At 39.6% G+C, this 6,820-nt stretch carries 5 protein-coding genes; 1 reads left to right on the forward strand and 4 read right to left on the reverse strand.

Annotation, left to right across the window (positions count from 1 at the left end):
- Nucleotides 1-133: 133 nt before the first annotated feature.
- Nucleotides 134-1,309 carry a deoxyhypusine synthase gene (speY, locus tag LC574_RS19705; RefSeq protein WP_229455062.1) on the reverse strand — a complete coding sequence of 392 codons (1,176 nt, stop codon included), beginning with the start codon at nucleotides 1,307-1,309 and terminating at the stop codon, nucleotides 134-136.
- 510 nt (nucleotides 1,310-1,819) lie between these two features.
- On the opposite strand from speY, the gene LC574_RS19710 reads away from it, so the two are divergent.
- Nucleotides 1,820-2,704, forward strand: a complete 885-nt coding sequence (locus LC574_RS19710; protein WP_229455063.1) for a ParA family protein — start codon at nucleotides 1,820-1,822, stop codon at nucleotides 2,702-2,704.
- Nucleotides 2,705-2,948: 244 nt separating this feature from the next.
- Here the strand turns inward: LC574_RS19710 and pstC are convergent, their stop codons facing one another.
- The 3 genes from pstC to LC574_RS19725 form a co-directional block, all read right to left on the reverse strand.
- Complete coding sequence (gene pstC / locus LC574_RS19715) at nucleotides 2,949-3,860, reverse strand: phosphate ABC transporter permease subunit PstC (RefSeq protein ID WP_229455064.1); 912 nt, start codon at nucleotides 3,858-3,860, stop codon at nucleotides 2,949-2,951.
- A gap of 49 nt (nucleotides 3,861-3,909) precedes the next feature.
- A complete protein-coding gene (locus tag LC574_RS19720) occupies nucleotides 3,910-4,911 on the reverse strand; it encodes a PstS family phosphate ABC transporter substrate-binding protein (RefSeq protein ID WP_229455065.1) in 1,002 nt (333 codons plus the stop codon).
- Nucleotides 4,912-4,998: 87 nt separating this feature from the next.
- On the reverse strand, nucleotides 4,999-6,156 hold the full coding sequence (locus LC574_RS19725; RefSeq protein WP_229455066.1) for a sulfate ABC transporter substrate-binding protein: 1,158 nt from the start codon (nucleotides 6,154-6,156) through the stop codon (nucleotides 4,999-5,001).
- Between the last annotated feature and the right edge of the window lie 664 nt (nucleotides 6,157-6,820).

Raw genomic sequence — 6,820 nt, forward strand, 5'->3', positions numbered from 1 at the left:
AAAGCATTTCAATTTTGCATTGGGATGGCGAATTCTTAAAAAATTGATAATTACTAAATTTTTCCCTCTTATAGCGCTTTTCAAGTAATTGAACTACACCACTCCCCACTCCCCACTCCCCACTCCCCACTCCCTACGGAGTATTCGGAATCAACCGCCCACAGGGATAAGTCGCTGTTTGCTTTTGGGCACTTTCAGCCACTGCTGCTGGAATCTGATCTGATGGTTGGGTTTTGGCTGTTAGATAGTCTTTTTGCAGTTTATCTAAAATAGCTTCTCGCCTGTCGTACACACGCTTCAGGGGACGAGGCTGGCATTTGTTCAAGACGTATGCTGTCACCAATGGTAGAGCGATCGTGCTATCGGTATAACAAACAATTGTGTTAGGTAACTCTTCCGGGTCAATTTTACCCCAACTGACAGCTTCCGATGGGGTTGCTCCAGACAAACCGCCTGTATCTGGACGCGCATCGGTAAACTGCACAAAGTAATCGTGTCCTCGTTCTTCTAGCCCCAATACTTCGTGAAGTTGCGGTTGGGTTTGTAGCAAAAAGTTTTTGGGACTACCGCCACCGAGAATTACAGCCGCACTTTTACCTCCTGATTCACGGGCATTATATGCGATCGCAGCCGTTTCATTTACGTCAATTGATGGATCTAACACCAACTGCGAACCTTCCAAAGCCAAAGCCGCCACGTTCATCCCAATTGAGCTATCTCCTGGAGAAGACGTATATATAGGCACGCCATATTCATAAGCTGTAGCAAGCAAACAGGAATGCTGTACACCCAACTGCTTTTCTACTTCTCGAACATACTTACCCAGTAAATGGTGAAACTCAGCAGTTCCCATCCGCTTCTGAAACGCTTCTCCTTGCAGAATTTTGCGGATGAACGCATCAGTTTCCAATAGCACATCGTAACCAAAGATAATGTCATAAATGCGAATAGTGCCTTCCTGGCGCAGTTTCACATCATCCAAAAACGGATTACCAGCAAAAAGTTCAAAACCCAAACCGTAGTGCATATCGTGGTAAAGATTTGCACCAGTGCTAATCATCCAGTCAATAAAGCCGTTGCGAATTAAGGGTGCAAGTGCTGAAACCCCGAATCCTGCTGGCGTCATCGCACCGGAAAGGCTAACTCCCACCGTCACACCTTCCGTTAGCACATCACGACTCAGTAGTTGGCAGATTTCCCGCAACCGCGCTGAGTTGTAAGCGGTAAAGTATCGATCAATCAAATCCACCACATTAATATCATTTGATATAGGTGTCGGTGCGATTTTTTGACCCAGCTGTTTAGACATTTTGTCACTCCCGAACAGTAAACACGCCGAATCTAATAATGTTATCTAGCTTTCAACCAAAGTGACAGCAATTTTACTAGCCCATTTCATCAAAAAACATTATCACAGATGAGATTAGGGACTTCCAGTAAAAAATATCTCATCGTAGGGTTACACAGATGTACCTACGTGTCAACTTAAGGTAAAAGCAATGCCCCGCAAGGAACTTCAGTTCCCTGCTAATAGCAAAAGTCATCAAGAGATGACTTAATACACCTAAAAATCTCTAGTCTACTTCAGTAGACTTGAGCTATTAGCCTTGAACTTTAGTTCCAGGCGGGCGAGTCAAGCCTTTAGTTAAGCTATTTTTAAGTTGACACCAATGACATCTGTGCGCCCTTACTCAACGCCTACAATTGAGGCAATCTCACCTTTTGAGATTTTGAAAATATTAAATTTAATGGAAGATTTAATAGATCGAGATAGGTGTACGCTACCTACATGGAAATGTGTCAACAGAGGACTCAACCAATGGGATATGTAATTGCTACTGCAAATATGAAAGGTGGCGTTGGTAAAACCACCCTCACTGTCAACTTAGCTACCTGTTTAACTAAAAATCATGGTAAGCGCGTGCTTGTCCTTGATTTAGACAGCCAAATTAGCGCCACACTCAGTTTGATGTCGCCTTTAGATTTTGCCAAGCGTCGTAAACAAAGTAAGACATTCAGGTATCTGATAGACCAAGTTATCAATCCAGAACCAGAAGCGAAATTGACAATTAAAGATATCATTCAATCCCAGGTTTGTAATCTTCCAGGACTGGATTTATTACCAGGAGATATCGACTTATATGATGAATTTGTTGTCTCAGAAATGCTGCATCAGCAAGCAACTGCTTTGGGTGAACAGGACTTTGAAACAATTTGGAATCGCTTTGAAAGAGTCTTGATAAATAATATTTTAAAATCTGTACGTCAAGAATATGATTTTATCCTCTTGGATTGTGCGCCTGGATATAATTTATTGACTCGTAGTGCTTTAGCTGCCAGTGATTTTTACATACTTCCTGCTAAACCAGAACCCTTATCTGTAGTGGGTATTCAACTGCTAGAAAGACGCATTGCACAATTAAAAGACAGTCACGGACATGAAACCAAAATAGATATAAAAATGCTGGGAATTGTATTCAGCATGTCCAGCGCTAACCTTCTCACTGGCAGATATTATAAACAAGTGATGCACCGCGTTGTTGAAGATTTCGGTGTAGAAAAAATTTGTAAGGTACAAATACCAGTTGATGTCAATGTTGCTAAGGCTGTTGATAGTTTTATGCCAGCTGTTTTAAATGCTCCCCAATCAGCTGGTTCAAAAGCGTTCTTTCAGTTAACTCAGGAGTTGTTGCAAAAGTTATAGCTCCAGAAGTGTTGAGTTCAATAAAGACCTAGCCCCCAACCCCTTCCGTTGTAAAGAAGGGGAGTAAGCTAATTTTTAATTTTCCCAAATCAATTAGGGTTGCTATTTATTGTGTGCAAAAATAAAAAGTGGTAATACTTAAGTGATTTTTTCGATAAGTTCAGCGTTTATACTGAAGCTATGTACAGCAATATTCGGCTATTGAGTGAAAAGGCCAGTAAATCTCGCTAAGAAACAATGCTTACTAACAATTTTGTACAGGCAGAGAAAAATCAACACTTAGTAATGCGCCTACCACAGACTCTGAGTTATCTCGAAACCTGGGGCTACCACGCGGACTATCTCCACCAGAAATTTGCGCCATGTAAGCTGTCATTGTTTCTATAGATTCCGCAAAATTAATAGTCAGTTTTGGCTGTAGTCCGGCGGCGATGAGGACAGTCATTGTTTCACCCACAGCACGAGAAATACCCAATATAATTGAGGCTATAATTCCAGAAAGCGCGGCTGGTACAACTACTTTAAAAATCGTTTCCAGTTTAGTAATACCTAAAGCATAAGATCCTTCTCGTAAAGAGCGTGGAACTGCTCGAATAGCATCTAAGCTGATAGAACCAACAGTAGGAGTAATCATTACTCCCATCATTAACCCTGCACTCAACGCATTAAATATTTCCAGAGGGATAATATACCGCACCAATGGTGTGACGAATAACAGTGCAAAGTAACCATATACTACTGTTGGTATTCCCGCTAAAAGTTCCACTGCTGGACGTAAAATTGCTGCTACTTTTGGTTGGGCATACTCACTTAAATAAATGGCAGAAGATAAACCCAAAGGAATAGCAACTGCCATTGCAATGGCTGTAGTCAAAAAAGTGCCATTAATCAAGGGCCAAACGCCAAAATGTCTATCTGCAAATAGAGGTGTCCATTTAGTATCAAGAAAGAATTGGGCAAAAGAAACTTCTTGGAAAAAACCAAATGTCTCTTGAAAGATAATTACGACAATACCAAAGGTAGTCAAAACCGAGACTAAAGCGCAAGCAAATAAAATTACGCCAACAATCTTTTCAGATATATCTTCAGATGGATTTTTATCCAGTGACTGTCTAGATAGTAGATAAGGATCATCTTGAGAATTGAGATTTTGCATAAACAGTTAAGTTTTAACTACACTCAGACTACAATAACTGCGGCTTTATTTAAATAAAGTTTGTGATTGGTTCACCGGGTTTTGCTTTTTTGAATTTTGTCCCAGTATCACCCGTAGCAAATTTTTGTTTGACTTTGACGTAAGCTTCATCTGGTAATGCCACATAACCAACGCTATCTACCCACTTCCAAGAATTTTCTAGATAAAAATCTACAAATTCTTTGACTGCTGGCTTGCTATCTAAGGATTTTTTACTGACATAGATAAACAGAGGACGAGACAATGGTGTGTAGAGATTTTTGATGACATTATCTATCGGAACTGGTTTTTCACATTTCCCTGTGGGACTTTCTACAGCAACTAGATTGAGTTTATCTTGGTTTTGAATATAGTAAGATATGCCTACATAACCTAAAGCTGATACGTCACCCGAGACTCCTTGCACAAGTAAGTTTTGATTGTGACTGGGAGTGTAATCTGTACGACCATTTTTGGCTTTGCCGGTAACAGCTTGAGTCATATAATCAAATGTTCCAGTATCGGAAGCCGGAGCATACAGTTTCAGTTTTTGGTTAGGAAATTTGGGATTAACTTGATTCCATGTCAAGATTTTGCTGTCTGATTTAGCGCCCCAAATCTTACCCAATTCTTTAATAGTTAGACATTTAGCAAAGTTATTTTGACGATTAGCAATCACAGCGATGCCGTCTAAAGCTATAGGCAACTCGACAAATTCAATATTCTTACTTTTACATTTTTTAATTTCTTCATCTCTAATGGTACGGGAAGCACCAGCTATATCAATATCGCCATTACAAAATTTACTGAAACCGCCACCAGTACCACTTGAGGCAACACTAACTTTTGCTTCAGGTTTCACTTTACCATATTCTTCTGCAACTGCTAGGGAAACAGGAAAACCTACTGCTGCACCATCAATACTCACCTGACTTTTTAATTCCTGTCCGCTATTGCAAGCAGTTATACTGCTGGCAATAAGCATTAAAAATGTCAGGAAAAAGCTATCCTTAAATCGGCTACGAAAGCTCATAAATTAACAATTGAGATAAAGTGACTCAGAATTTCTTATGTTGGCTATCTGTAAGTAGATAATGCTGCATGAGAAAATAAATATTAATTATGCTTTGCTTGCAGCTTGAACTTTATCAAAAATTGCCCCATTTCCAAAAAACTTGTTCTGGATAATATCCCAACCACCTAAATCTTGAGATGTAAATAAAGTTTTAATTGGCGGATGTTGTGAGGCTACTTCTTGAGTAACGGTAGGATTAACAGGACGATATTGTAATTTTGCAAATTCCCGTTGAGCTTCTGTTGAGTAAAGAAAATCAACAAATGCTTGTGCAACTTCTCTTGTACCGTGCTTATCGACATTTTTATCGACTATCGCTACAGGATTATCAATGGAAATATTGACTTGGGGTACAACATAAGGCAACTTCGTACCAGTTTTCTCTGCCAAAATTACTTCATTTTCGTAGTTAATTAAAACATCTCCCTCACCCTTTTGGAAGAATAAATAGCTAGCTTCACGGGCATCTTTCGTTAAAATAGGGGTATTTTTATAAACTTTAGTGACATAATCTAGCGCTGTCGCCTCATCACCGCCTGTTAGAGTTACCGAACCCCAAAAAGCCAAGAATTCCCAAATAGCAATACCAGAAGTTTTTGGGTTAGCCGCAATTACTTTCACTCCATCTTTTGCCAAGTCTGCCCAAGTATTGATGCTTTTGGGATTGCCTTGGTGGGTGACGATCGCAGCAACCGATCTACTAACAATACCACTTCTGGGAGCTTTGATTTCCCAACCTGATTTAATCAAACCCGCTTGCTGAATTTTGTTGACATCTAGGGGAAGTGCCAAATGTACTATGTCTGCTTCTTGCGAACCGGCAATGATAACAGCAGTTTGAGCGCCAGAACCTCCATAACTTTGCTCAAATGTGACGTTCTGGTTATGTTCTTGCTTCCACTTTTCGACAAATTTGGGGATTATCTGGTCATGAGCTGCTTTAGGAACAGAGAAAGAAACGAGTTTTAACTTAACATCATTTTTGCTAGCTGAACTGCTTCCAGAGCAAGAGGCAACTGCTATACTCAAAAAAGCACCTATGAGAAACAGACTCACAAAGCTTTGCACACTGTGTCTATTGAACCAACTTTTAATTGTGTGTTTGTACGAGAGTTGTATAGTCTGCAAAGCTTTCATGGCATAAGCCTGTATACCCTCACTTAAAAATTTACTTAATTGTGTCAGTTGTTGCGACTTACTCATCAGAATCACCCCTAAATATACGGTATTTGTAGGCGGATACCGTAATTAAAAAAATTATAGGATATATAGAACAATAGTTCTCATCTAGCTTTAATTATTTTTACTAAGTGAGGAGTTTCTGATCAAAGTAGTAAAATTATGATCTATAGGATCTAAGCTCTGCCCACCTCCAAAAAGCTGATTTATTTACAGCCTACATACGTTATTTCTGTATAAAATCGCCACAACAATTTGTTGCTAAGAATTCGGAAAAAAGCAGAAATTTTTCCCCCTTTTGTCCGTAAAAGACCTCAAGAAAGGTTTTACTGGGTAAAACCTGTCTCTCCTTACTAAGGAGCTACCGTGTACACACAAGTCGAATTTTTTCTTAAATCCCAAAGATTACCTACTTAATCGCAGTGATGGTTAGAGTGGGGTAAAACTAAAGCTAAAACCTTAGTAAATCAGGTTTCAGGTGAGGTTTTGAGAATTTATGCAATAAATATATTGAATTCGGGTGGTCGTTTATTAAATTCGGGTGGTCATTTATTGAATTCGGGTGGTCGTTTATTGAATTCGGGTGGTCATTTATTGAATTCGGGTGGTCGTTTATTGAATTCGGGTGGTCGTTTATTGAATTCAAGCAGTGGTTAGGGTGGAGTAAAACCCAGATTCTTGAACAACT

The sequence above is a fragment of the Nostoc sp. CHAB 5715 genome, assembly GCF_020829685.1.
In the GTDB taxonomy this organism is placed as follows: Bacteria; Cyanobacteriota; Cyanobacteriia; order Cyanobacteriales; family Nostocaceae; genus Nostoc.

What these genes read in the sequence shown, in the direction of transcription:
- LC574_RS19725 (WP_229455066.1), bottom strand. Translation starts at nt 6,156, where the DNA reads ATGAGTAAGTCGCAACAACTGACACAATTAAGTAAATTTTTAAGTGAG.
- pstC (WP_229455064.1), bottom strand. Translation starts at nt 3,860, where the DNA reads ATGCAAAATCTCAATTCTCAAGATGATCCTTATCTACTATCTAGACAG.
- LC574_RS19720 (WP_229455065.1), bottom strand. Translation starts at nt 4,911, where the DNA reads ATGAGCTTTCGTAGCCGATTTAAGGATAGCTTTTTCCTGACATTTTTA.
- LC574_RS19710 (WP_229455063.1), top strand. Translation starts at nt 1,820, where the DNA reads ATGGGATATGTAATTGCTACTGCAAATATGAAAGGTGGCGTTGGTAAA.
- speY (WP_229455062.1), bottom strand. Translation starts at nt 1,309, where the DNA reads ATGTCTAAACAGCTGGGTCAAAAAATCGCACCGACACCTATATCAAAT.